Origin of the sequence: Sphingomonas sp. Leaf357 (assembly GCF_001423845.1) — a bacterium.
GTDB lineage: Bacteria > Pseudomonadota > Alphaproteobacteria > Sphingomonadales > Sphingomonadaceae > Sphingomonas.
The window spans coordinates 1,538,527-1,562,513 of sequence record NZ_LMPM01000001.1 but is presented as its reverse complement, the minus strand read 5'-3'; the positions used below and the strand labels follow the sequence as shown (position 1 = coordinate 1,562,513).

Sequence of the window (23,987 nt, the reverse complement as noted above, 5' to 3'; positions counted from 1 at the left end):
ACCATCATCCTGCCGCTTTGTTCATTTCGCTTGCGTTTGGAGCTTCGGCCCGTCCCTGCTAACGCCCGGGTCACCGCGAATCCCGCTAAGGACCGCGCCGCCTTTCGTCTCGCCTGTTAGAGGAACCCAGCATGGTCCCCCGCTATTCCCGCCCCGCAATGGCCGCGCTCTGGACGCCGGAGGCGCGGTTCCGCATCTGGTTCGAGATCGAGGCGCACGCCACCGATGCCTTGGCCGACCTCGGCGTGGTTCCCAAGGAAGCCGCCGCCGCCTTATGGGCGTGGTGGAACACCAATCCCGAGATCGACGTGCCTGCCATCGACGCGATCGAGGCCGTCACCAAGCACGACGTGATCGCCTTTCTCACCTGGGTCGCGGACAATGTCGGCGATCAGGCGCGCTTCATGCATCAGGGCATGACCTCGTCCGACGTGCTCGACACCTGCCTGTCGGTGCAATTGGCGCAGGCCAGCGACATCCTGATCGCCGATCTCGATGCGCTACTCGCCGTGCTGGAACGCAAGGCGCGCGAACACAAGCTGACCGCCACGATCGGCCGCAGCCACGGCATCCATGCCGAGCCGGTCACGTTTGGCCTGAAACTCGCTCAGGCCTATGCCGAATTCGCCCGCAACCGCGCGCGGCTGGTCGCCGCGCGCGCCGACATCGCCACCTGCGCGATTTCCGGTGCGGTCGGCACCTTCGCCAATATCGATCCTGCCGTCGAAGCGCACGTCGCGGCGAAGATGGGGCTCGCGATCGAACCCGTCTCGACCCAGGTCATCCCGCGCGATCGCCATGCGATGTATTTCGCGACCCTCGGCGTGATCGCCTCGTCGATCGAACGCCTCGCCACCGAAATCCGCCATCTGCAGCGCACCGAAGTGCTGGAAGCCGAGGAATTCTTCTCCCCCGGCCAGAAGGGTTCGTCGGCGATGCCGCACAAGCGCAACCCGGTGCTGACTGAGAATCTCACCGGTCTCGCCCGCATGGTCCGCGGGTATGTGACGCCGGCGCTGGAGAATGTGGCGCTGTGGCACGAACGCGACATCAGCCACTCTTCGGTCGAGCGCTATATCGGTCCCGACGCCACGATCACGCTCGATTTCGCTCTCGCCCGGTTGACCGGCGTGATCGACAAGCTCGTCGTCTATCCGGCGCGGATGGAGAAGAATCTCAACAAGATGGGCGGCCTCGTCCATTCGCAACGCGTGCTGCTGGCGCTCACACAAGCCGGCGTCAGCCGCGAGGACTCCTACCGCCTCGTCCAGCGCAACGCGATGAAGGTGTGGGATTCGGACGGCGAACTCTCGTTGATGGAATTGCTCAAGGCCGATCCCGAAGTCACCGCCGCTCTGTCGGTGGCGGACATCGAGGACAAGTTCGACCTCGGCTATCACCTGAAGCATGTCGATACGATCTTCGACCGCGTCTTCGGTCCGGCCTGAGCGGGTGACCGAGCGCAGCGTCTGGCCGGCCCGTGCGGCCTTGCTGCTCGCCGCGCTCGCCTTCGCCTGGGGCCTGGCCCGGCTCGCCGCGCACGCCGCTTTCGCCTTCGATTACCCCTATGATCTCGATTACGGCGAGGGCGTGGTGTGGCAGCAGATGCGCTACATCCTCGCTGGCCATGGCTATACGCCGTTGCAAGCCTTCCCGGCTTTCGTGTTCGAATATCCCCCGGTCTACCCGCTCGCCACCGCCGCGACCGCGCACGCGTTCGGGATCGACGAACTCTATGCCGGCCGGCTCGTATCGTTCGTCGCGACCGCGATCTGCGCGCTGCTGATCGCGCTGCTCACGGCCCGGGCGATTCCGCTGGGCCCGCCCCGCCGCATCCGCCACGCCGCGGCCGCCTTCGCGGCGCTCGCATTCGTCACGCTGCCGGTGGTGCTCACCTGGGCGGTGCTGATGCGCATCGACATGCTCGCCTGTGCGATTACGCTCGCCGGCATGGCCCTCGCCGCCGCATCCGCGCGGCGGCCGAGGCTGGCGATCGCCGCCGGCATCGCCTTCGCCGCCGCGCTCTACACTCGCCAGACCAACCTGCCCGCGCCCGCCGCCGCTTTCCTCGTATTGCTGCTGGCAAATCGCCGCGCGGCATGGACGATGCTCGCCGCCGCGCTCGTTTCCGGCGGTGTCGCGCTGGTGGTATTGGAAGCGACGAGCGGTGGCTATTTCCTCGTCAACATCCTGTTCTACAACATCAACCGCATCGTCTGGGCGCATGCGGCGATGCTCGGCGCGGTCCTGCTCGCCAGCATCGTCACGCTGGCGCTCGGCACGATCGGCCTGATCACGGCGCGCCACAACCTGGGGTGGCGAACCTTGCGCGAGCGTCTCCCCCGCGACCCCAGCCTCGTTACGCTCGCCATCGTCGTCCTTACATTAGCGCTCAAGACGCTGATGCTCCCCGCGATCCTCAAATCGGGCGCGAGCGACAATTACCTGATCGACTGGTTCTCCGGGATCGCCGTGTTGATCGGCCTAGCCGTAATTCCGCTGTTACGCGCCGCCCTCCGCCTGCCCGCCCGCCCCAGCCTGTCGCTGCTCGTGCTGGTCGGCTTGGGACTGGCGGTGCAGATGAGCGACCCGCCGCTTGCACCCGACACCACCAAAGCGGCGCGCGACCGCGTCGCGCTCGACGCCCTCGTCGCCCGCATCCGCGCCAGCCCGAAGCCGGTCGTCACCGACGACATGGTGCTGCTGCTCCGTGCCGGCCAGCCGATCCTGTGGGAGCCGGCGATCGTCGCCGAACTGGGCGGGGCCGGCGTGTACGACGAACGAGCGCTTGCCGCCCGCGTCCGGCGCGGCGATTTCGGCTTTTTCGTCACGCGCGGCGATCGGGGGAAGACACTCTACGACCAACGCTTCAATCCGGTCGTTGCCGATGCCATCGACGTGGCCTATCCGCGTCGCGAACAGGCCGGCGATTTGACGCTGCATCTCCCGCGCTGAGATCGACCGCTCGAGCGCCGTGTATCCCGTAACAAAAGTGCAAAAATTGCACTCGCAGTTGCGCGCAACAATATTGCGCGGAAAAGAAATAATCCTATTTGAGCCGGACCGGACTTATCCGGCACTCTCGGAGACTATCAATGCGCACTTTCGAAGCCGTGGTCAGCGGAATGCTGGCCCTTGCGGCTCAAGCGCTGGTGGTCGGGGCGATCTTCGCCTTCTGACCCATCGGCCAGCCCGCCCTTTTCGAAGAATCGAAAGGGGCGGACACGGCTGGCGGGGTCAAGATTTTCGAACGCGCGTTCCATCGAACGCCGTTCCAGTCGCTGACGGTTTTTACGGTTCGCACGCACCGACCCAGCATTGCGCTTCCCCGACGAAGGCCGGGGCCCAGTCGGGAGAAAGAAGTGGTCTGGCGCTGCGCGACATAACATCGACCCGCGCCACTGAACCCCGGCCTCCGCCGGGGAAGCGTTAAAGCAAGGCCGAGGCGGAAGCCCTATCCGCCCCGTCCAAATCCCTCACCCCCAGGCGCTTTTCATCTTCTGGAAGAAGCCCTCGCTCTGCGGGTTGCAGTCGCCGTTCTCGGTTGCGCGAAACTGCTCGAGCAAGTCCTTTTGCTTGGCCGAAAGCTTGGTCGGCGTTTCCACCTCGAGCCGCACGACCAGATCGCCTCGCCCGCGCCCTTGCAACACCGGCATGCCCGCGCCGCGCTGGCGTAGTTCGCGCCCGCTCTGGGTGCCGGCCGGAATCTTGATCGCATGGTTCACGCCGTCCGGACCCGGAATGCTGATCTCACCGCCAAGCGACGCGGTGGTGAAGCTGATCGGCGCGCGCGCGAACAATGTCGTGCCCTCGCGCTCGAACAGCGCGTGCCGCGCCACGTGCAGGAAGATGTAGAGGTCGCCCGGCGGTGCGCCCCGCGCACCCGCCTCGCCCTCGCCGGTCAGGCGAACGCGCGTGCCCTCGTCCACCCCGGGCGGGATGTTGACGGTCAGCGTCTTGGTCTTCTCGACCCGGCCTTCGCCGTGGCAATCGCCGCACGGATCGGCGATCACCTGGCCCGCGCCGTGGCAGGCCGGGCAGGTCCGCTCGACCACAAAGAAGCCCTGCTGCGCGCGCACCTTGCCATGCCCGCCACACGTCGCGCAGCCCTTGGCGCTGGTGCCGGGCTTGGCGCCGGTGCCGCTGCACGTGTCGCACTGCGCCGAGACGTCGACCGTGATTTCGGTCGATTTGCCCTGGAACGCGTCCTCCAGCGTGATTTCCATGTCGTAGCGCAGGTCCGCGCCGCGCCTGGGCCCGCGCTGTTGCCCACGCTGCCCGCCCATGAATTCGCCGAAGATATTCTCGAAGATGTCGCCAAAATCGCCGAAGCCGCCACCCTGGCCGCCACCACCGCCGCCGCCATTGCGGAACGCATCATGGCCAAAGCGATCATAGGCCGCGCGCTTCTGCGGATCCTTCAGGCAGTCATAGGCTTCGCTGATCGCCTTGAACTTGCCTTCGCTGTCCTTGCATCCGGAATTCTTGTCCGGATGGTATTTCATCGCCAGCTTGCGATACGACGACTTGATCGTCGCATCGTCGGCGGTGCGCTCGATCTCGAGCAGTTCGTAGAAATCGACTTCGGTGGTCATCTTGGGCCCCCGCCCCCAAATCCGTCACCCCAGCGCAGGCTGGGGTCTCTCGCGGCAAGGGCGCTCCCTTGCCGCATGAGATGCCAGCCTGCGCTGGCATGACGAACGAGGTGCATTGTGTTTACGCCTTGTGGTTGTCGTCGACTTCCGAGAACTCGGCGTCGACCACGTCTTCCTTCGGCGCTTCTGCACCGGCCTCGCCCTCGGGCGACGCTTCGGCCTGGGCCTGCTTCTCGTAGATCGCCTGGCCGAGCTTCATCGCAACCTGGGCCAGCGCGTCCGACTTGGTCTTCATCGCTTCCGGATCGTTGCTCTCGACCGCCGCCTTCGCTTCCGCGATCGCCGCTTCGATCTCGCCCTTCAGCGCGGCGTCCACCTTGTCGCCATTGTCGGCGAGCTGCCGCTCGGTCGTGTGGATCAGGCTGTCGGCGTTGTTCTTCGCCTCGGCCGCCGCACGGCGCTTCTTGTCGTCCTCGGCGAACTGCTCGGCGTCGCGGACCATCTGGTCGATGTCCTTGTCGCTGAGCCCGCCCGAGGCCTGGATGCGGATCTGCTGCTCCTTGCCCGTGCCTTTGTCGCGCGCCGAGACGTTGACGATGCCGTTGGCGTCGATGTCGAACGTCACCTCGATCTGCGGCACGCCGCGCGGTGCCGGCGGAATGCCGACCAGGTCGAACTGGCCGAGCATCTTGTTGTCCGCCGCCATCTCGCGCTCGCCCTGGAACACGCGGATCGTCACCGCGCCCTGATTGTCGTCCGCGGTCGAATAAGTCTGGCTCTTCTTGGTCGGGATCGTCGTGTTGCGATCGATCATCCGGGTGAACACGCCACCCAGCGTCTCGATGCCCAGCGACAACGGCGTCACGTCGAGCAGCAACACGTCCTTCACGTCGCCCTGCAGCACGCCGGCCTGGATCGCGGCACCCATCGCCACGACCTCATCCGGGTTGACGCCCGAATGCGGTTCCTTGCCGAAGAAGTCCTTCACCACCTGGCGGACCTTGGGCATGCGCGTCATGCCGCCGACGAGCACGACTTCAGTGACGTCCGCCGCCTTGACGCCGGCATCGGCCAGCGCCTTCTTGCACGGCTCCAGCGTACGCTGGATCAGATCCTCGACCAGCTTTTCCAGGTCGGACCGGGTGATCTGCTTGACGAGATGCTTCGGCCCGTTCTGGTCGGCAGTGATGAACGGCAGGTTCACTTCCGTCGTGGCGGCCGAAGACAGCTCGATCTTCGCCTTTTCCGCGGCTTCCTTCAGACGCTGCAGAGCCAGCTTGTCCTTGGTCAGGTCGATGCCCTCGGCCTTCTGGAAATCGCTCGCCAGGAAGTTGAGCAGCTTGTTGTCGAAATCCTCGCCGCCCAGGAACGTGTCGCCGTTGGTCGCCTTCACTTCGAACACGCCGTCGCCGATCTCGAGGATCGAGATGTCGAACGTGCCGCCGCCAAGGTCATAGACCGCGATCGTCTTGTTGGTGTCCTTGTCGAGGCCGTAGGCGAGCGCCGCCGCGGTCGGCTCGTTGATGATGCGCAGCACTTCGAGACCGGCGATCTGCCCGGCGTCCTTGGTCGCCTGGCGCTGCGCGTCGTTGAAATAGGCCGGCACGGTGATCACCGCCTGCGTCACCGTCTCGCCGAGATAGGCCTCGGCGGTTTCCTTCATCTTCTGCAGCGTGAACGCGCTGATCTGCGACGGCGAATAATCCTTGCCGCCGGCCTGCACCCACGCGTCGCCATTCTGGCCCTTCACGATGTGATAGGGCACCAGTTCGGTGTCCTTCTTGGTGATCGGATCGTCGAAGCGACGGCCGATCAGGCGCTTCACCGCGAACACCGTGTTTTCCGGATTGGTCACCGCCTGGCGCTTGGCCGGCTGGCCGACCAGTCGCTCGCCGTCCTTGGCGAACGCGACGATCGACGGCGTGGTCCGCGCGCCTTCCGCATTCTCGATCACCTTGGGCTTGCCGCCCTCCATCACCGAAACGCAGGAGTTGGTCGTGCCCAGATCGATACCGATAACTTTAGCCATGGTCCTGTTTGGTCCCCGTCTTCTCTAAAAAAATGCCTGTCGGCCAGGGAACCTTTTTCAAGGGCCGGGCCGCTTCACTGAAGGCGATATAGGGGGGCTTTCGCTTGCCGCAAGATTGTCCCGGCCTTAGAGTCGTTTGAACCATCCCGAAGCGGGAGCCAGCTTTGCGCGCCTTGTTGCCCATCCTCGTCACGACGCTCGCACTCGCCGGGTGCAGCCCGCCGGCCCAGATCGCCGCGGAGGGTGCCTATGTCCGTCTGGCGGCGGTGCCGCGCAACCCGGCCGCGGCCTATTTCACGCTGAAGGGCGGCCCCGCCGACGTGACGTTGATGAGCGTCGAGAGCACCGTCGCGATCCGCTCCGAAATGCACGAGTCGATGAAGTCCGGCACGATGATGGCGATGAAGCCGATCCAGGCCGTCCCCCTCCCCGCGCATGGCGAGGCGAAGTTCGCGCCCGGCGGCAAGCACGTCATGCTGTTCGACATGAACCCGGGCATCAAACGCGGATCGAAGGTGCCGCTGCTGTTCACCTTCACCAACGGCCAGCGCGTCCGCACCAACGCCATCGCCATCGCCGCCGGCGATCCGCCACCGGCGGAGTAAGCCCGCACCTGGCTCGCCCCAAAAAACGACGTCATCCTGAACTCGTTTCAGGATCCAGGCGCGGCCGGCAACCAAATCTGACACGGTCTTCGTGACGAACGACCGCGCCTGGATGCTGAAACAAGTTCAGCATGACGTGGGGGCTGCTAAAACCACAACCACCTCCCGCATTACCACGACCGTATACGAACCCGATACTTTCGCCGCGCGGCGGATCGGCCTAGTCTGACGGAAACTCCGCCAAGGACTCCGCTCATGACCCTACAATCCCCGATCGACTGGACCGCCATCGGCGAGGCCGAACTGGCCGACGCGATCGCGCTTCGCCGCGCGATCCATGCCGATCCGGAGATCGGGCTGCACTGCCCGCGCACGGCCGACAAGATCAAGGCGGCACTCGCCGGTCTGCCGCTTGAGATCCGCGACGGCACCAGCACCACCGGCTTCGTCGCGATCCTGCGTGGCGGGCGCGACAATGGCCGCACCGTGCTGCTGCGCGGCGATCACGATGCGCTGCCGATGCAGGAGGAAACCGGCCTGCCCTTCGCGTCGCAAGTGCCGGGCGCGATGCACGCCTGCGGCCACGATTCGCACACCGCGATGCTGGTCGGGGCGGCGCGGGCGCTGTGCGCGCGCAAGGACGATCTGCCCGGCACGATCGTGTTCATGTTCCAGCCCGGCGAGGAAGGCCATCATGGCGCGCGCTTCATGATCGAGGACGGCCTGCTCGCCGATCCCGCGCCCGAAGCCGCGTTCGCGCTGCACATCTCACCCAACATGCCCGCGGGCGTGTTCGTCAGCCGCCCGGGGCCATTGCTCGCCTCGACCGACGCGATCAACATCACGATTCGCGGCGCGGGCGCGCATGCCGCGATGCCGCAGGACGGGCTGGATCCGATCCCCGTCGCGTGCGAGATCGTCACCGCGCTTTCCACCTTCGTCGCGCGCCAGATCGCCGTCACCGATCCCGCCGTGCTGTCGATCACCAAGATCACCGCCGGCTCGGCCTATAACATCGTGCCGGACGAGGTGCAGATGCTCGGCACTCTGCGCACGCTCTCCAATGCGACGCGCGTGAAGGCGAAGGACGGACTGGCGCGCATCGTCGAGCACGTCTCCGCCGCGCACGGCTGCACCGGCCATCTGCGCATCGACGAAGGCTATCCCGTGACGCAGAACGATCCCCGCGCCGTGGCGCTGATCCGCGACATCGCGGTGCGGATGGGCGGCGACGGCGGCTATGTCACGATGCCCGCGCCGATGATGGGCGGCGAGGATTTCTCCTACGTCCTGCGCGAGATACCGGGCGCGATGGCGTTCGTCGGCGTGGCACCAGAGGGCACCGATCCGCGCACCAACCCGCCGCTGCACAATACGAAGATGACGATCGACGAAAGCGTGATGGCCAAGGGCGTGGCGATGCATTGCGCGCTGGCCGATGCGTTCCTCAACGACGGGTTCGATTGACATCGTGACTCCCGCCACGCGCGAGATGATGGGCAAGGTACCGGCGATCACGCTCGGCTTCTGGATCGTCAAGATCCTGGCGACCACCTTCGGCGAGACGGCGGGCGATACCGTCAGCATGTCGATGGGGCTCGGCTATCTGGCCGGCTCCGCGATCTTCCTCGCCATTTTCGCTGCGTTCGCATGGTGGCAGATATCGGCGACGCGGTTCCACCCATGGCTCTATTGGGCGACGATCATCGCCTCGACCACGGCGGGCACGACGATGGCGGATTTCGCGACGCGGTCGCTGGGCATCGGCTACCCCGGCGGATCGCTCCTGTTGCTGGCCTGCGTGATCGCATCGCTCGCGGCATGGCATCGCACGCTCGGATCGATCTCCGCGGAGAGCGTGCACGAGCCGCGCGCGGAGAGCTTCTACTGGCTGACGATCACCTTTTCGCAGACGCTCGGCACCGCGCTCGGCGACTGGACCGCCGATACCGGCAATCTCGGCTATGGCGGCGCGGCGGTGATCTTCGGCGCGTTGCTGGCGATCCTTGCCGCCCTGTATTTCTGGACGAAGGTCAGCCGCGTATTGCTGTTCTGGACGGCGTTCATCCTGACGCGCCCATTGGGGGCGACGGTCGGCGACCTGCTCGACAAGCCGATCGACCATGGCGGTCTGGCGTTCAGCCGCCCGCTGGCCTCTTCCGTGCTGGCGATAGCGATCGTCGTGCTCGTGGTGATGCTGCCGCAAAGAGCCGGGTCGCAGGCGAAGGGCGTCTAGCCGAAAAGAGTGCGCAGCCCGCACATGGCGTGTAACGATGTCGGCACAACGACCTTACCGACGGAATTCCAGACCGATGGCCACCGCCCCGATCACCACCCCCGCCCGCCCGCTCGCCGAACTGACGCTCCGGGGCATCGTCCTCGGCGCGCTGATCACGGTGCTGTTCACGGCGGCCAACGTCTATCTCGGGCTGAAGATCGGACTCACGTTCGCCACGTCGATCCCGGCGGCGGTGATCTCGATGGCGATCCTGCGCTTCCTGCCCAATTCGAACATCCTCGAAAACAATATCGTCCAGACGATCGCCAGCGCGGCGGGCACGCTGGCGGCGATCATCTTCGTGTTGCCGGGCCTGATCCTGGTCGGCTGGTGGAGCGGTTTTCCGTTCTGGACCACCGCGTTCGTCTGCATGGCCGGCGGTATTTTGGGCGTGATGTTCTCCGTGCCGCTGCGGCGCGCATTGGTGACGGGGTCGGATCTGCCCTATCCCGAAGGCGTGGCGGCCGCGGAAGTGCTCAAGGTCGGCACCGAATCCGCCGCGGGCGATGTCGAGAATGCCAAGGGCCTGCGAGTCATCATCTTCGGGTCGGTCGTCTCGGCCGGCTTCGCGCTGCTCGCCGCGATGAAGCTCGTCGCGGCGGAGGCGACCAAGAATTTCCGCGTCGGCGGCAGCGCGAGCGGCGTGTCCGGCAGCTATTCGATGGCGCTGATCGGTGTCGGGCATCTCGTCGGCCTGTCGGTCGGCGTGGCGATGTTCGTCGGGCTGTTGATCGCCTGGGTCGGGCTGGTGCCGTATCTGACCGCCGGCAACGCCTTCACCGAACCGCTCGATACCGTGGTCAGCGGCGTGTTCCGCGGGCAGGTGCGTTTCATCGGCGCGGGCACGATCGGGGTGGCGGCGATCTGGTCGCTGCTGCGCATCGTCGGGCCGATCATCGGGGGGCTGCGCTCCGCGATGGCCGCATCGCGCGCACGCTCCGACGGCGAGACGCTGGCGCTGACCGAACGCGATCTGCCGATCGGCATCGTCGCCGTCTCGGTCCTGCTCACCCTGCCGCCGATCGCATGGCTGTTGTGGATCTTCTCCGCCGGCGGCCCGGTGCACGAACATCCGCTCGCCGTGATCGGCGGGACTTTGATCTTCATCCTGATCGCCGGCGTGCTGATCGCGGCGGTGTGCGGTTATATGGCGGGACTGATCGGCGCGTCGAACTCGCCGGTATCGGGCGTCGGCATCCTCGCGGTGCTGGGCGCATCGTTGCTGCTGGTCGCGGTGTTCGGCCATGGGATCGATCCCTCGCGCGCCAATGCCCTGGTCGCCTATGCCCTGTTCACCACCGCGATCGTGTTCTCGGTGGCGACGATCTCCAACGACAACCTCCAGGATCTGAAGACCGGTCAGTTGGTCGGCGCGACGCCGTGGAAGCAGCAGGTGGCGCTGGTACTGGGCGTGATCTTCGGCTCGCTGGTCATCCCGGTCGTGCTCAACCTGCTCAAGGATACGCTGGGCTTCGTCGGCATGCCGAATGCCGGGCCGAACGCATTGTCCGCCCCTCAGGCCGCGCTCATCTCCAGCCTCGCCAAGGGTGTGCTTGGCGGCGATCTCGACTGGAGCCTGATCGGAACGGGCGCGCTGATCGGCGTGGTCGTGATCGCGCTGGACGAACTGCTCGGTCGCACCGGCAGGATGCGCCTGCCCCCGCTCGCCGTCGGCATGGGCATCTATCTGCCGATGTCGCTGACCTTGCTGATCCCGATCGGCGCGGTGATTGGCCATTATTACAACCGCTGGGCCAAGGCCTCGCCCAATCCCGACTTCGCCGAACGCATGGGCGTGCTGGCCGCCACCGGCCTGATCGTCGGCGAAAGCCTGTTCGGCGTCGCCTTTGCCGGCATCGTCGCCTGGGCCAATCGCAGCGGCCCGATCCCCGCGATCGACGCGCCGCTGGCCGTGGTGGATGCCGGATTCGAGGCGACGGCGCTGTGGGCGGCACCGGTGCTGTTCGCGGTGGCGATCGGGCTGCTGTATCGGCGGACGCGGGGGTTGGTGGGGTAGAGCATCCATAACGCCACCTACCCTGCGTCACCCCGGACTTGTTCCGGGGTCCACTGCGCGGCAAATCCAAGACATGACGATTGAGCGCCTACCTTGAGTCTACATGCTCGCGAGCAATTACAACGGATCGCTTTATGTTGGCGTCACGTCCAATTTGGTCGGCAGGATCGCCCAGCATCGCAACGGGACATACGACGGACATACCAGGAGATACGCAATCACCCGGCTCGTCTGTTTCGAGGTTGCGGACACGATGGAAATCGCCATCGCCCGCGAAAAGCAATTGAAGCGTTATCGACGCTACTGGAAGCGCAACCTTATCGAACGGGAAAACCCGCTCTGGAACGATCTTGCGGTTGGGCTGGGGCTGGAACCGTTGAAGGCATAGCCCGCGGCGCGGTGGACCCCGGCACGAGGCCGGGGTGACAATGGGGAGGGATGGCTTTCGACCGAAATACCACCGACCCATCTTCTCGCCGAACACGAGAAGCACAAACCTCACCCGGTCGCCATCTCCGCCAGCATCGTGCTGATCGGAATGAACGCGAACGCCACCGAGCTGTCCGCCACGCCGTACGGCACGAACAGCGTATCCCCATGCCGGATCGCGCCGCAGGTATAGACGACATTGGGCACATAGCCCTCGCGGTCCTGGTCCGCCGCCGCCAGGATCGGGTGGATCGTGCGGCCGATCACCTTGGAGGGATCCTGCTTGTCGAGCAGCACCGCGCCGATCGAATATTTGCGCATCGCGCCGACGCCGTGGGTCAGCAGCAGCCAACCCTCTTCCAGCTCGATCGGCGGGCCGCAATTGCCGATCTGCACCAGCTCCCACGGATATTTGGGTTCGAGCAGGCGGGTGCCCTCCTCCCAATGCGTGAGCGTATCGGATTCGAGCAGGAACAGATTCTCGCCGTCCTGCCGCCCGATCATCAGATACTTGCCGTTCACCTTGCGCGGGAACAGCGCCATGCCCTTGTTGCGGCTGGCGGGGCCGGACATCGGCACCAGATCGAACGCACGGAAATCCCCGGTACGCATCAGTTCCGACTGGATCTGCGAGCCGTTATAGGCGGTGTAGGTGCCCAGCCACTCGACCGATCCGTCGTCATGCGTGAACTGCACGAGCCGCAGATCCTCCAGCCCCTTCGACTGCGCGGCCGTGATCGGGAAAATCACCGTGCCGGACAGCGTCGAATCGCGGTGGCGATAGACGGTGATCGGGCCTTCCGGCAGTTCGTCCTCTTCCTCGCCGATCGCATCGGTCGCGGTCGCGAAGGGCGGTTCGGGGGCAAGCTTCAGCTGGTTCTGATCGGTGATGATGCCTTCGCGAAATGCGACCGAGGAGATGTGCCCCTCACCTACCGCGCGCAAGGACATCAGGATGCGCAGCGATCCCGACGGCATGCCCGACTGGTCGAAATGCGGCGTCGCGCTGGGGTTCATCAGCGCGGCGGCGGCGTAGGAATATTCATGGCAGAAATAGGCGCCGATCAACTGGCGTTTCTCGTCGCCGATCTCGCTACCGTCGAGATCGAGCATCGCCTCGATCTCGTCATAGCGCGTCATGAACACGCGGCGCGTCTGCCAGTGGCGCGCCTCGAAATCCTTGAGCACGACTTCCAGTTCCGCGCGCGTCTGCTGGGTGTCCATCTCCAGCACCTCGCGCACGAGCCGTTCGGTACGGCTGCCGCCATTGCCCGCCCAGGCCAGATGGAACGGCCGCACGACGACCCGCGACGGGTCGGCATGGAGACGCAATGCGTGATGGAACAGCTCTGACACGGACTTCCTCGCTTCGACGCCTCAAACGCGGCGTCGGTAGCGAGGCTAAGCGACGGCGCTCGATGGTCCTGCCACGCTTTCGACGCGCTTTGAAAGCCCAGAAATGGCGCAAGAGGCCAATTGCAGCGCCAGAATCGACTCCGCACCCTGATTTCTGTTCAATCCGGTCGGCATCAGGCCGTCGAAACAGCCGCCATCGGCCTGCGTGGCCAGCGGCATGTCGAGATCGTTCTGCCCAAGATACCAGCGATACGCCCGGTTCGCTTCGTCCACCCAACGCTGATCGGCGGTCGCTGCATGGGCCGCGACGCACGCGTCGACCGTCGCCTGTGCCTCCAGCGGCTGCTGATCGAACGGCAGCGGTTCGGCGTAGACGCGGCCGAAGCTCTCCGTGCCGACCGCGCGGAAGCGGCCCTCGGGCGACGTCTGGCGACCGATGATCCAGTCCAGCGTATCCAGGCCGGACTTGACCAGATCGTTGCGCTTCAGCGCGATTCCGGCGCGGATCATCGCCTCGGGCAGGCGCGCATTGTCGTAGGCGAGAACGATCTCGAACCATTCCCATTCCGGACGGCGGGCCTCGGCGAGCAATGCCAGAAGCTCGTCCGAGAAGCGCGCCAGGATCTGTCGCGCGAGCGCATGACCGGGATGCGCCTCCACAACCGCCGCCGCACCGAGCATGCAGAAGGCATGCGCGCGCGGGGACCCGAGGTCGAGCGCGAGCGACGCGGTCATGTCGAACATCGACATCGCCCAGTCGCGATGCTTCGCCTGGGTCGCGTCACGCGCGGTGACGCCGAGCGCCCACAAGGTCCGGCCGTTCGAATCTTCCGATCCGAACTCTTCGCACCACGTCCGGTCGAAATTCATGAAGTTGCGGAAACGTCGGACGTCGGGGTTCCACGCATATTGGATGAACGACTGATAGATCGTCATCCACTTGTCGCGCGTCGTCTCGTCGAGCTCGTCCATCCGCGTCAGCAGCATCAACGCGCGGACGTTGTCGTCGATGCAATAGCCGTGTCGGCGATCCGGAATCGAATAGATCGAATGCTGCAACATACCGGTCGAATCGCTCATCCGCTCGACGGCGGAAAAGTCGGGCTTGAGCGCGGCGACGCTGGCGCTTTTGGGCAGGCGCCGTGGCTTGGCGGCGACCATGCCGGCGATCTCGCGCACGGCGGTCTCGGCCAAGACGGGCCAGATCATCGTGCGGCCTCGCGCATAGGCGCGTTCCGACAACCGGGTCCGGTTGCGATCGCTGCCCAGCAGCAGGTTGATCTCGCGAGCGAAGGCGGCGCTGTCGCCGAAATCGACCAGCACGCCGTGTCCGTCGGCGAGGATTTCGGTCGCATGCACATAGGGCGTGGAGACCACCGCCTTGCCGACGCCGACCGCATAGCTGAGCGTCCCCGACGTGATCTGCGCCGGGTTGCTGTACGGCGTGGCATAGATGTCCGCCGCCTGCAGATAATCGATCAGCTCGTTATGCTCGAGGAAGGCGTCGATGAACTCGACGTTCCCGCCGACGCCGAGATTGGCTGCCAGCGTCTTCAACCGATCGCGATATTTCTCGCCCTCGTGCGCCACCAGATTGGGATGCGTCGCGCCGAGCACGGCATACAATACGTTCGGGTGCGCCTCGACGATCGCCGGCATCGCCTCGATCAGCGTCTCGATCCCCTTGTTCGGCGCCAGCAGCCCGAAGGTCAGCACGACCTGGCGGCCTTCCCAGCCGAATTGCGCCTTCAGGCTGTTGGGATCGACGAACTCACGATCGGGCACGCCGTGCGGGATCATCACGACGCTGCGCCCGCTCGCGCCATAGACACGCTCGAGGATCTCGCGGCCGCGCTCGGCCATCACGATCACGCGCGAGGCGCGGCGCAACAGGCCCTCCATCACGCGACGTTCGTCGGCGCTCGGCTTTTCGAGGATCGTGTGCAGCGTGACGATCACCGGAATCGATACACGGTCGAGCAACTGGAGGATCATCTCCCCCGCCGCGCCACCGAAAATGCCGTATTCGTGCTGCAGCCAGATCGCCTTGGCCCCGCTCGCCTCGATGGCGCGGGCGGCGGCCAGATACGCCGTCCGATCCCGATCGGGGATGCTCATCGTCACTTCGGACGGATAATCGTACATTCCGGGATGGTCGTCCATCGCATAGACATCGACCTGCATATCGGGGAACCGGGCCTTCAGCGCGGTGAACGTATCGGTGGTGTATGTTGCAAGGCCACATTTGCGCGGCAGAAAATTGCCGATCAGTGCGATGTGATCGATGCCGGAACCTGCCTCTGCCGCGTACGCCATCGTGCTACCTCAAACTCTGGAAAGGGGCTGGGAGCCCCGACTCTGCCTCCCTCGAACGGCTTGAAAACAATATGGTTGCAATCATGTTGCAGTGCAACGTGGGAACGGTCCAGATTCTGGCTGATCGCGATCAACATTGACGACGGATGAACGGATTCCCGCGACGAGTTGAGCGACGATCAGCCGCGTCCGCGATAGGCCGGCACGTCCTGCGACGGCAGCCACAGTCCTTCGGGTGGCATCCCCGATTGCCAGAACACGTCGATCGGCATGCCACCACGCGGATACCAATAGCCGCCGATGCGCAGCCAGAGCGGCTTCATCTCCGCGAACAGCCGCTCGCCGATGCCGACGGTGCAATCCTCGTGGAACGCCTGATGATTGCGAAAGGCCCCGAGAAACAATTTCAGCGACTTGGATTCGACGATCGTCGCGGCCGGCGCGTAATCGATCACCAGATGCGCGAAATCGGGCTGTGCGGTCACCGGACAGAGCGAGGTGAATTCCGGCGCGGTGAAGCGCACCAGATATGGTCGTCCGGTCCGGGGATTGGGAACGTAATCGAGGATCGCCTCTTCCGGGGAGGCCGGGAGCGCGCTGGTCTTGCCGAGATGGGTTGGGGTCATGACGGCTCATTTAGGGAAGATGCAGCGAAATTGGAACGGATGCGCCACATTCCGCGTCTATCGACCCCCGGCTTCACTCGACGGCGCGCCTGGCACTGTCTAGGGAAGTCGAAACGGCACTTTGGAGAGACTGCATGGACTCGCTGGTAACGACGGAATGGCTGGCAGGCGAACTGGGCGCGAACGACCTGCGCATCGTGGACGCGACCTATTTCGCCGGCTTCGGAGACCGCGACGCGGCGGCCGAGTACGAGAAGGCACATATTCCGGGTGCGGTGTTCATGGACCTTGGCGAGATCGCCGATACGTCCAGCGGCCTGCCCTCGATGCTGCCGGCACCCGAAAAGTTCGCCAGTCGCATGCAATCGCTCGGCTTGGGCGACGGAAGCCGCATCGTGCTGTACGACAATTCGCCCTATCACACCGCGGCGCGCGCCTGGTTCATGTTGCGCACGTTCGGCGCGCACGATGTGGCGATCCTCGATGGCGGCCTGGCCAAGTGGCAGGCCGAGGGCCGGGACGTCGCCAGCGGCAAGGAGCAGTTGCGCCATCGTCACTTTACCGTGTGGGCCGACGACAAGGGCGTCAGGACCAAGGACCAGCTGAAGGCCAATCTCGACAGCAAGGCGGAACAGGTGCTCGACGCCCGCTCCGCCGCGCGTTTCACCGGCGAGGAACCTGATCCGCGCGCCGCGACGCACGCCGGACATATCCCGGGTTCCAAGAACCTGCCGGTGGGCGAGCTGTTCAACGAAGACGGCACCTACAAGACCGGCGATGCGCTGAAGGCGGAATTCGAAGGCGCGGGGATCGACTTGGCCAAGCCGCTCGTCACCACCTGCGGCTCCGGCATCACAGCATCGGTGCTGGCGTTCGGCGCGCATCTGCTCGGCAACGAAGCTGCGGTCTATGACGGTAGCTGGTCCGAATGGGGTGCCGCCAGCGACACGCCGAAGGCGACCGGCGCGGCGTGAGCGAAGGGCTTGCCCGTTCCAGCTCTCTCCCGTCATTCCCGCGCAGGCGGGAATCCATACCGGCTGAACATCGGTTCCGTATCCGCCTGTCGGGACTAGTGATCCCCGCCTGCGCGGGGATGTCGGCGGAGGGCAGGTCGGCGTGAAGGGCGACAACGACGAGCCCATCGCCGATGCCACCCGCATCGTCTCCGCCGGCCGGCGCGCGGAGTGGACGCAAGGGATCGTCAACCCACCGGTATGGCGCGCGTCGACGATCCTCTACGACGACGTGGCAAGCCTGCGCGAGCGCGGGTCGAACACGCATCACCGTCTGTTCTACGGTCGCAAGGGCACGCCGACGCAATGGGCGCTGGCCGATGCGCTGACCGAACTGGAACCCGGCGCGGAAGGCACGTTCCTCTATTGCTCGGGCGTCGCGGCGATCGCGGCGGCGTTGCTGTCGGTGCTTTCGCCGGGTGACGAACTGCTCGCGCCCGACAGCGCCTATGATCCGACGCGCGGATTGGCGATGGGCCTGCTCAAGCGCATGGGCATCAAGACGCGCTTCTACGATCCCCTGATCGGGGGCGGTATCGCCGACCTGATCGGCGAGGCTACCCGCGCGATCCTGATGGAAAGCCCCGGTAGCCTGACGTTCGAAGTGCAGGACGTGCCCGCCATCGTCGCCGCCGCGAAGGCACGTGGCGTGACGACGCTGATCGACAATACCTGGGCCACCCCGCTGCTCTTTCCGGCGATCGCGCTGGGCGTGGACCTGACGATCCTCGCCTGCACCAAATATGTCGTCGGCCATTCCGACGTGATGCTCGGCTCCGTTACCGCCGCGCCGGGGCATTTCGCCCGGCTGCGCGACACCAGCTACCAATTGGGTCAGGTCGCCAGCCCAGACGATTGCTGGCTCGGTTCGCGCGGGCTGCGCACGATGGCGGTGCGGCTGAAGCAGCACGAGGCCAGCGCGCTCAAGATCGCGCATTGGCTGGCCGAACAGCCGCAGGTGGCGACGGTGCTTCACCCGGCCCTGCCCGATTGCCCCGGCCACGACCATTTTCTGCGCGATTTCAAGGGATCCTCGGGGCTGTTCTCGTTCGTGCTGAACGGCGGTGGCGAGGAAAGCCGCGCCGCGCTGATTGACGGGCTCGACCTGTTCGGCATCGGCTATAGCTGGGGCGGTTTCGAAAGCCTCGCCCTGCCGGTCGATCCAGCGCGCTATCGCAGCGTGACGAAGCGCGACGATGCCGGCCCGCTGGTACGCCTGCAGATCGGGCTGGAAGACCCGGACGATCTGATCGCCGACCTCGCCGCCAGTCTCCAAAGGTTCGACGCGGCAAAAGCTTAACACCCGACTTCTGTGCGCCGATCGAGATTCCAGGGTCACTCTTCCCGTCATCCCCGCGAAGGCGGGGATCCCGCTGCCCTGTCCCGCACCAAGTAGAAGAAGCGGGATCCTCGCCGTCGGGAGGATGACGGCGATAATTTTGCCGACCGCATAATACCCACCGGACCGACGACGATGATCTTCCGGTGACACGCGGCCCACTGTGGCGCGCCAGCAACACAACAGCAATGTTTCGGACACGTTTCAGAATTATGTTGTGCAGTGCAGCGCCATTCGGCACTTGCGTTGCGTCGGGGATCAGCCGCGCGGGGTGCTTTGAGCGCCCGACAGATGGGGCAAATCTTGACGAAGCAGGCGGGGACTACACGCATTTCTACGTCGAAAGGGACATTGATGCGCATTTCCACGCTAAGCCTGAGCGCACTGCTGCTCGCCACCGCCACCCCCGCATTCGCACAGGATGCGGCCGGGCCAACCGCGCCTCCGCCGGCGATTACCGTCACCGGTGGCGCGACGGTCGTCTCCGATTACCGCTTCCGCGGCATTTCACAGACCGACAAGAAGGTCGCCCTGCAGGGCACCTTCACGATCACGCACGAATCCGGCCTGTACGCCTCGGTCTGGGGGTCCTCGATAGACGATTACGTCGCATTCGGCAGCGATCAGGAGATCGATCTGATCGCCGGTTATTCGCACACCTTCAAGAGCGGTGTGAAGATCGATGGCGGCGTGCTGTATTATTACTACCCCGGCGGCGGGCATAACAAGACCGACTTCGTCGAGCCCTATATCGACGTGTCGGCGACCTATGGTCCGCTGACCGGCAAGATCACCGCCAACTACACGCCCAAGCAGTCGGCCCAGTCGCTCGACGGCATCCGCAACCGGGACAGCACCTATCTCGCCGGGGACCTGTCCGCCGCCATTCCGACGACGCCGTTCAGCGTGACGGCGCATCTCGGCCACACTTTCGGGCCCAGCGTGCTGTCGCTCGGCTACAAGGGCTACACCGATTGGGGACTGGGCGCGAGCTACACCTGGAACCATGTCACGATCGGCGCCAACTACGTCGACACCAACAAGAATTATTTCATCGTCGACGGTCCGGGCAAGCTGCGCAACATCACGTCCGGCGGTTTCGTCGGCTCGATCGGCGTCAGCTTCTAGACATCGCCGATATTCAAAAAAAGGGGACGGCCTCTGGCCGTCCCCTTTTTTGTGTCCGTATTTTTCGCGCGGGCCCGTTCGAAATTCGACGATTTGGACGCGAACTGATCAGCCCTTCCGTCACCCCGGACTTGTTCCGGGGTCCACCAAGCCGCTTTCGATACAGATAGTGATCTGACAGCCGATCTTCCGGCACGGTGGACCCCGGAACAAGTCCGGGGTGACGGTACACCAGAACCGCGCCCTTTACTAAGCTCAGGACAAATGGGGTGATCTACGCGCCCCGAACGCAGGATCAGTTCTTCGGTGGCGTGCTGGCGCGGGCATCCTGTCCGTCGCCTTCCGGCGCCGCGACGATGTCGCGCGTCGTGCCGGCCTTGTCGACCACATTGGTGCCGGGATCGCCCGCATCCGAGCGGATGCCGTCGGCCGCGGCGTCGCCGCCCGCCGCATCGACCACTGCGCCCTCGGACGCGCTGCGCGCCGCCGTTCCGCCGAACAAGGCGTCGAGCGCCTGCGCGTTGGGATTGCCCGACGTGGTCGGAGCGGCACCGGCCGCCGGGGGCACGAGCGAGAAATCGGGCGGGATCACCAACGGCGCCTGGCGCGCGACGGCGAATTCGTCCGGCCGCGCACGATCGTAGCCGCGCTTGCCGCAGGCGGAGAGCGTGGCGGCCAGCGCCAGGCCGGTGGCGACGATAACGAACTTACGCATTAGAATTCTCCACTGGTGCCGCACCGGCCCCCTGCTTGTCGCTGGACTCAGTCCTGGGTTTATCGCGTATCAGAAGCGCGCGTACGAGCAAGACCAGCACGCCGATCGTAATCGCCGCATCGGCGACATTGAAGACCAAAAACGGTCGCCACGTGCCGAAATGCAGGTCGGCGAAATCGACCACATAGCCGAACCGCATGCGATCGAGGATGTTGCCGATCGCGCCGCCCAGCACGAGGCCGAGCGCGATCTGGTCCTGCGGGTTCTTCTCGCGCGTCATCCAGACGCCCACGCCGAACGCGATCGCCGCGGTCAGCGCGACGAGCGCCCAGCGCATCGTGTCGCCGCCCGCCGGCAACAGCCCAAGCGAGATGCCGATATTGGGCACGAAGCGCAGGTCGAAGAACGACACGATCTCCCGGTAGGCACCAAGATGATCGATGCCGAGCGGCCCGGTGACGGCATATTTCACCGCCTGGTCGATCACGAACAGCGTCACGGCGGCGATCACGCCTGCTTTCGGCAGCGCGCTCATGCCACTACCTCCGCGCAGCGATCGCACAGCGTCCCGTCCGTCGTCACTTCGGGCAGATGGCGCCAGCAGCGGCCGCATTTGTGGAAGTCGGTCGGCGTCACGGCGATATCATCCGCCGTCGTCACTTTCGCGACGATGAACAGCTCGGCCAGCGCCTCGTTCGAAAGCGTCGCCCTGGGCACCGTCACCTCGGCCTCCAGACTGGAGCGCACGCGCTTCTCGCGACGCAGCGGCTCGATCGCCTCGGTGACCTGCACGCGCAATGCCCGCACGTCGCCCCATTGCGTCAGCGCGGCATCGTCGCCGGGCAGCGCCGGCAGCTCCGGCCATTCCAGATAATGGACCGACCCGTCCTCACTCGGGTAACGCGCCTGCCACGTCTCCTCGGCGGTGAAGCACAGGATCGGCGCGGCATAACGCACCAGCGCGTGGAACAGGATGTCGAGCACGGTGCGGTACGAGCGCCGCTTGATGTCGGTGGCCGCATCGCAATAGAGCGAGTCCTTGCGGATATCGAAGAAGAACGCCGACAGATCGTCCTGCGCGAAATCGGTCAGCAGGCGCAGGTAGCGATTGAATTCGTACCCCGTCGCCGCCGTCCGCAATTCGACGTCGATCATGCCGAGCCGGTGGAGGACGTAGCGCTCCAGATCCGGCATGTCCTTGACCGCGACCTTCTCCGCATCGCTGAACCCGTCGAGTGCGCCGAGCAGATAGCGGAACGTGTTGCGCAGCTTGCGATACGCGTCGCTCGCCGTGCCGAGCACCTCCTTGCCGATCTTCACATCGTCGAAATAATCGGTCGAGGCGACCCACATGCGCAGGATGTCGGCACCCGATTCCTGGATGATCTTCAGCGGATCGACCACGTTGCCGAGCGATTTCGACATCTTGCGTCCCTGCCCGTCGAGCGCGAAGCCGTGGGTGAGCACGGCATCGTACGGCGCACGCCCGCGCGTGCCGGAGGATTCGAGCAGCGACGACTGGAACCAGCCGCGATGCTGGTCCGACCCTTCGAGATACAGGTTCGCGCGCGTCCCCTCGCCGTAGCGGGCCTCGATCACGAAGGCGTGCGTGCTGCCGCTGTCGAACCACACGTCAAGGATGTCGGTGATCACCTCGTAATCGGCGAGCGCGTAATCGGGGCCGAGCAGCGCCTGATGATCGGCGGCGAACCACGCATCCGCCCCGCCCGCCTTGAACGCCGCGACGATGCGCGCGTTGACGGCCGCGTCGTCGAGATACTCGCCGGTCGCGCGGTTGACGTAGAGCGCGATCGGTACGCCCCAGGCGCGCTGGCGCGAGATCACCCAGTCCGGGCGGCCCTCGACCATCGCGCGAATCCGGTTCTCGCTGCGCGCGGGCACCCAGCGGGTGCGGGCGATCGCATCGAGCGCCACCTCTCGCAAGGTCGCGCCGTTGCCGGCGGACGTCACCCCGGCGAAGGCCGGGGTCTCGTGCGGCTCCTGTCCCGCACCTTCGCCTGAGATCCCAGCCTGCGCTGGGATGACGGTATTGGCATAAGTATCCCGATCCATGGGGATGAACCATTGCGGCGTCGCGCGGAAGATCACCTTCGCCTTCGACCGCCAGCTGTGCGGATAGGAATGCGCGAAATCGTCGCTTGCCGCGAGCAACGCGCCCGCTTCGCGCAGATCGGTGCAGATCGGCCCGTCGGATGCGACGAACTTCTTGTTGATCACGCTTCCCTGCCCGCCGAGCCACGCCCAGTCCGCGCGATACATGCCCGCGCCATCGACCGCGAACACCGGATCGATGCCGTATTGCTTGCACAGCAGGAAATCGTCCTCGCCGTGATCGGGGGCCATATGCACGAGCCCGGTGCCGGCATCGGTGGTGACGAAATCGCCGGGCAGGAACGGGCGGGGGCGGGCGAAGAACCCGCCGAGCGCGTGCATCGGGTGTCGTGCGGTGGCGCCCTCGAGTAAAGTACCGCGAACCTGTCCGTTATCGATGTCCTGCAGATTGCCTGAATTAAGCATTATGCCAGTGCGGCGTTCGAACTCTTCTTTGAGATCGAAAGCGATCAGGAATCTGCGCCCATCTTCGGCTTGGAAAGCCTGATAATGTATCTCCGGCCCATAGCTCAGCGCCTGGTTCACCGGGATCGTCCACGGCGTGGTTGTCCAGATCACCGCATGCGCGCCGACCAGTTCGGGCGCGTTCGGCGCGTCGACGATCTCGAACGCGACGTCGATCTGGGTCGACACCACGTCCTCATATTCCACCTCGGCCTCGGCCAGGGCGGTCTTCTCGACCGGCGACCACATCACCGGCTTCGCGCCGCGATACAGCTGGCCGCTCTCGGCGAACTTCAGCAACTCGCCGACGATCGCCGCCTCGGCATCGAACTTCATCGTCAGATACGGATCGGCCCAGTCGCCCATCACGCCCAGCCGCTCGAACTGTTCGCGCTGCACCGCGACCCATTTCTCGGCGTACGCACGGCATTCGGCGCGGAACTGCGCGACCGGCACCTCGTCCTTGTTCAGCTTCTTCGCGCGATACGCTTCCTCGACCTTCCACTCGATCGGCAGGCCGTGGCAATCCCAGCCCGGCACGTACGGCGCATCCTTGCCCATCAGCGACTGGCTGCGGACGATGATGTCCTTCAGCACCTTGTTCATCGCATGGCCCATATGGATGTCGCCGTTGGCGTAAGGCGGGCCGTCGTGCAGGATGAACCGCTCGCGCCCGGCCCGCTGTTCGCGCAGCCGATCGTAGATGCCGAGCGCCGCCCAGCGCGCCAGGATCGCCGGCTCCTTCTGGGCGAGGCCAGCCTTCATGGGGAAATCGGTCTTCGGCAGGAAGACGGTGTCGCGCCAATCTCTGGCGGCGTCTTGGGCGGGACTGTCGGTCATAGGAGGCGGGCTTTAGCGGGGCTGAGGTGGTTTCACAAATGGCGAAGCGCAGGTCGGCGCGGAGACGCGGGCGGGATAAAAATGGTGATGGGTCTTCAGAATTATTCTCCGCGTCAATGCTGCC

19 protein-coding genes are annotated in these 23,987 nt (G+C 65.3%); 10 read left to right on the top strand and 9 right to left on the bottom strand.

What is annotated here, in order from left to right; translation table 11 throughout:
- Positions 1-131: 131 nt before the first annotated feature.
- Positions 132-1,448 carry an adenylosuccinate lyase gene (gene purB / locus ASG11_RS07215; RefSeq protein ID WP_055777077.1) on the top strand — a complete coding sequence of 439 codons (1,317 nt, stop codon included), beginning with the start codon at positions 132-134 and terminating at the stop codon, positions 1,446-1,448.
- Positions 1,449-1,452: 4 nt separating this feature from the next.
- Positions 1,453-2,955 (top strand): glycosyltransferase family 39 protein, encoded by a 1,503-nt coding sequence (locus ASG11_RS07210; protein ID WP_055777074.1) that lies wholly within the window; start codon positions 1,453-1,455, stop codon positions 2,953-2,955.
- A gap of 137 nt (positions 2,956-3,092) precedes the next feature.
- Here ASG11_RS07210 and ASG11_RS18685 read toward each other — a convergent pair whose 3' ends face one another.
- From ASG11_RS18685 to dnaK, 3 genes are all read right to left on the bottom strand, one after another.
- Positions 3,093-3,263, bottom strand: a complete 171-nt coding sequence (locus ASG11_RS18685; RefSeq protein WP_156363682.1) for a hypothetical protein — start codon at positions 3,261-3,263, stop codon at positions 3,093-3,095.
- Positions 3,264-3,476: 213 nt separating this feature from the next.
- Positions 3,477-4,595 carry a molecular chaperone DnaJ gene (gene dnaJ / locus ASG11_RS07205; RefSeq protein ID WP_055777071.1) on the bottom strand — a complete coding sequence of 373 codons (1,119 nt, stop codon included), beginning with the start codon at positions 4,593-4,595 and terminating at the stop codon, positions 3,477-3,479.
- A 121-nt stretch (positions 4,596-4,716) separates the two neighbouring features.
- The gene (dnaK, locus tag ASG11_RS07200) at positions 4,717-6,624 is read right to left on the bottom strand and encodes a molecular chaperone DnaK (protein WP_055777068.1); all 1,908 of its coding nucleotides are present in this window, start codon (positions 6,622-6,624) and stop codon (positions 4,717-4,719) included.
- 164 nt (positions 6,625-6,788) lie between these two features.
- Between dnaK and ASG11_RS07195 the strand changes: the two genes are divergently transcribed.
- The 5 genes from ASG11_RS07195 (at position 6,789) to ASG11_RS07175 (ending at position 11,912) form a co-directional block, all read left to right on the top strand.
- On the top strand, positions 6,789-7,229 hold the full coding sequence (locus tag ASG11_RS07195) for a copper chaperone PCu(A)C (RefSeq protein WP_055777065.1): 441 nt from the start codon (positions 6,789-6,791) through the stop codon (positions 7,227-7,229).
- 255 nt (positions 7,230-7,484) lie between these two features.
- Positions 7,485-8,696 (top strand): M20 metallopeptidase family protein, encoded by a 1,212-nt coding sequence (locus ASG11_RS07190; RefSeq protein WP_055777061.1) that lies wholly within the window; start codon positions 7,485-7,487, stop codon positions 8,694-8,696.
- A 25-nt stretch (positions 8,697-8,721) separates the two neighbouring features.
- The gene (locus ASG11_RS07185; protein ID WP_055777058.1) at positions 8,722-9,465 is read left to right on the top strand and encodes a COG4705 family protein; all 744 of its coding nucleotides are present in this window, start codon (positions 8,722-8,724) and stop codon (positions 9,463-9,465) included.
- Between the two features lie 76 nt (positions 9,466-9,541).
- Positions 9,542-11,524 carry an OPT family oligopeptide transporter gene (locus tag ASG11_RS07180; protein WP_055777055.1) on the top strand — a complete coding sequence of 661 codons (1,983 nt, stop codon included), beginning with the start codon at positions 9,542-9,544 and terminating at the stop codon, positions 11,522-11,524.
- A gap of 103 nt (positions 11,525-11,627) precedes the next feature.
- Positions 11,628-11,912: a GIY-YIG nuclease family protein gene (locus tag ASG11_RS07175; protein ID WP_055777051.1), complete on the top strand. Its 285-nt coding sequence runs from the start codon at positions 11,628-11,630 to the stop codon at positions 11,910-11,912.
- A 110-nt stretch (positions 11,913-12,022) separates the two neighbouring features.
- On the opposite strand, the gene ASG11_RS07170 is transcribed toward ASG11_RS07175, so the two are convergent.
- The 3 genes from ASG11_RS07170 to queF form a co-directional block, all read right to left on the bottom strand.
- Positions 12,023-13,309 (bottom strand): glycoside hydrolase family 130 protein, encoded by a 1,287-nt coding sequence (locus ASG11_RS07170; protein ID WP_055777048.1) that lies wholly within the window; start codon positions 13,307-13,309, stop codon positions 12,023-12,025.
- Positions 13,310-13,354: 45 nt separating this feature from the next.
- Positions 13,355-15,625, bottom strand: a complete 2,271-nt coding sequence (locus ASG11_RS07165) for a glycosyltransferase family 4 protein (RefSeq protein WP_055777046.1) — start codon at positions 15,623-15,625, stop codon at positions 13,355-13,357.
- A gap of 179 nt (positions 15,626-15,804) precedes the next feature.
- Positions 15,805-16,251 (bottom strand): preQ(1) synthase, encoded by a 447-nt coding sequence (gene queF / locus ASG11_RS07160; protein WP_055777043.1) that lies wholly within the window; start codon positions 16,249-16,251, stop codon positions 15,805-15,807.
- Positions 16,252-16,385: 134 nt separating this feature from the next.
- Here queF and sseA point away from each other — a divergent pair, with 134 nt between their 5' ends.
- The 3 genes from sseA to ASG11_RS07145 all read left to right on the top strand — a co-directional run bounded on the left by sseA (position 16,386) and on the right by ASG11_RS07145 (position 19,731).
- Positions 16,386-17,225 carry a 3-mercaptopyruvate sulfurtransferase gene (sseA, locus tag ASG11_RS07155; protein ID WP_055777040.1) on the top strand — a complete coding sequence of 280 codons (840 nt, stop codon included), beginning with the start codon at positions 16,386-16,388 and terminating at the stop codon, positions 17,223-17,225.
- Between the two features lie 142 nt (positions 17,226-17,367).
- Positions 17,368-18,564 carry a cystathionine beta-lyase gene (gene metC / locus ASG11_RS07150; RefSeq protein ID WP_055777037.1) on the top strand — a complete coding sequence of 399 codons (1,197 nt, stop codon included), beginning with the start codon at positions 17,368-17,370 and terminating at the stop codon, positions 18,562-18,564.
- Between the two features lie 393 nt (positions 18,565-18,957).
- Positions 18,958-19,731: a TorF family putative porin gene (locus ASG11_RS07145; protein WP_055777034.1), complete on the top strand. Its 774-nt coding sequence runs from the start codon at positions 18,958-18,960 to the stop codon at positions 19,729-19,731.
- A 295-nt stretch (positions 19,732-20,026) separates the two neighbouring features.
- On the opposite strand, the gene ASG11_RS07140 is transcribed toward ASG11_RS07145, so the two are convergent.
- Genes ASG11_RS07140 through ileS form a run of 3 tightly spaced genes read right to left on the bottom strand, consistent with a single transcriptional unit; the run spans position 20,027 to position 23,863 of the window.
- Positions 20,027-20,446, bottom strand: coding sequence for a DUF3035 domain-containing protein (locus ASG11_RS07140; protein ID WP_055777031.1), 420 nt, complete (start codon positions 20,444-20,446; stop codon positions 20,027-20,029).
- Positions 20,439-20,981, bottom strand: coding sequence for a signal peptidase II (gene lspA, locus ASG11_RS07135; RefSeq protein ID WP_055777028.1), 543 nt, complete (start codon positions 20,979-20,981; stop codon positions 20,439-20,441). The genes ASG11_RS07140 and lspA overlap by 8 nt, the downstream gene beginning before the upstream one ends.
- The gene (gene ileS, locus ASG11_RS07130; RefSeq protein WP_055777025.1) at positions 20,978-23,863 is read right to left on the bottom strand and encodes an isoleucine--tRNA ligase; all 2,886 of its coding nucleotides are present in this window, start codon (positions 23,861-23,863) and stop codon (positions 20,978-20,980) included. Before ileS ends, lspA begins: the two co-directional genes overlap by 4 nt.
- Between the last annotated feature and the right edge of the window lie 124 nt (positions 23,864-23,987).